Source organism: Kocuria cellulosilytica (assembly GCF_040981245.1).
GTDB lineage: Bacteria > Actinomycetota > Actinomycetes > Actinomycetales > Micrococcaceae > Kocuria > Kocuria cellulosilytica.
The window spans coordinates 1-517 of record NZ_JAVFWZ010000148.1 but is presented as its reverse complement, the minus strand read 5'-3'; the positions used below and the strand labels follow the sequence as shown (position 1 = coordinate 517).

The 517-nt window shown below is 71.0% G+C and carries 1 protein-coding gene; it reads left to right on the top strand.

Features of this window, described 5'->3' with window-relative positions:
• The coding region (locus RCG67_RS17430) for a glycoside hydrolase family 6 protein (RefSeq protein WP_368828077.1) at nt 1-517 on the top strand (517 nt) is incomplete at both ends.

The following is a 517-nucleotide window of genomic DNA, read 5'->3' as shown; positions in this document are numbered from 1 at the left end:
GGAAGGCCCTGATCGTCCTGGAACCGGACGGGCTGGGACAGATCCCGTGGTACACGGGGACGACCGGCGCACCGGACTCGTGCCGACCCGACGGCGCCGACGGCACCACCGCGGCGGCGGACCGGCTCGAGCTGGTCAACTACGCCGTGGACGCCCTCACAGCTCTGCCGGACACCCGCGTGTACCTCGACGGGACCAACAGCGGCTGGCTCGCCGTCGGCGATGCCGCGGACCGGCTCGTGCGGGCCGGTGTGGAGCGTGCCGACGGCTTCGCCCTGAACGTCTCCAACTTCGAGACCACCGAGAAACAGCTCAGGTACGGCGCGTGGATCTCGAAGTGCATCCACTACGGCACCACCGTCGACCCGGGCAACTTCGCCGGCTGCGGGAGCCAGTACCACCCCGCCACCGTGGACGACGTCTCCACCTGGGGACGGACGGACGCCTGGTACGCCGAGCACGTCGACGACGCGGCGAACGGTCCTTCGGGCCCCGGGGACCTCGCCCACTTCGTGGT